This is a genomic window from Mesorhizobium sp. 128a (assembly GCF_053848025.1).
In genome coordinates, this window is record NZ_JBSPKY010000090.1 from 1 (window position 1) to 515 (window position 515).

1 protein-coding gene and 1 pseudogene are annotated in these 515 nt (G+C 53.8%); both read right to left on the reverse strand.

Going from position 1 to position 515, the window contains the following annotated elements:
- Nucleotides 1-151: pseudogene (locus tag ACWTU9_RS33195) on the reverse strand (S-(hydroxymethyl)glutathione synthase); the annotation flags it as partial.
- A gap of 28 nt (nucleotides 152-179) precedes the next feature.
- A complete protein-coding gene (locus ACWTU9_RS33200) occupies nucleotides 180-431 on the reverse strand; it encodes a hypothetical protein (RefSeq protein WP_454588471.1) in 252 nt (83 codons plus the stop codon).
- Between the last annotated feature and the right edge of the window lie 84 nt (nucleotides 432-515).

Below are 515 nucleotides of genomic sequence, written 5' to 3' on the forward strand. Positions count from 1 at the left end.
TGCAGCCGCACGCATGGTTGTGGGCGATCTGGCCCTTGACCTTCACCTTCACCGGCTTGCTGGTGCAGGCGCAGACCAGCGTGCCGCCGGCAAAGCTTGCGCTTTCCTTTGGTAAACCGTTGTCGATTTTCGGATGCAGTTTTTCCGGCATTTCATTCCTCCCTGTTTTGTCATCTCAACTAGGTCTCGATGACTACCTCATTTTCCATGAAGTGCACCTTCAGCAGACGATGCACTTCGGTCAGGCTCCTCCTTAGAAACTGTCCTTGCACGAGGTAAGCGACCTGATCTTGCGCACGGTCAATCTCCTCCAGACTGATCGTGACGCGCTTTTCTTCGCGAAAGCTGCGCCAAAGATCCTCGCCAAAGTTCCGTATTCGATGGATCGTCGACTTCTCGGGGTCGACGAAGCGAATTCGAACCTCCTTCAATAGACGACCACGCTTCTGATCGACTTGCCCTCATGCATGAGGTCGAAGCCCTTGTTGATGTCTTCCAGCTTCAGCAAATGGGTG